The sequence below is a fragment of the Secundilactobacillus silagincola genome, from assembly GCF_002583405.1.
Taxonomy (GTDB): Bacteria; Bacillota; Bacilli; order Lactobacillales; family Lactobacillaceae; genus Secundilactobacillus; species Secundilactobacillus silagincola.
The window spans coordinates 1-206 of sequence record NZ_BCMJ01000084.1; the positions used below are offsets into that span (position 1 = coordinate 1).

At 52.9% G+C, this 206-nt stretch carries 1 protein-coding gene; it reads right to left on the reverse strand.

Annotated elements, in window-relative coordinates:
• A partial coding sequence (locus CES82_RS12665) for a hypothetical protein (protein ID WP_180245762.1) occupies positions 1-206 on the reverse strand: 206 nt, incomplete at both ends.

Consider the following 206-nt stretch of genomic DNA (forward strand, 5'->3'; position numbering starts at 1 on the left):
CAGCGGAACCGTCTGCGGTTCCGGCATCTGACCCAGTCTTTTTATCATCCGTGTAGCTCTGCTGACCAGCCGCATAACCGGCACTGTAACCAGCGCTCGTTTTAGTCGGGTCTGCTGGCTTGCCAGCTAAACCTGTCTTGTCACCAGCTTGATAATCGTTATCATAACTGGCTTTTGCGGTTGTATAAGCCGCCGTATAGGCTGCT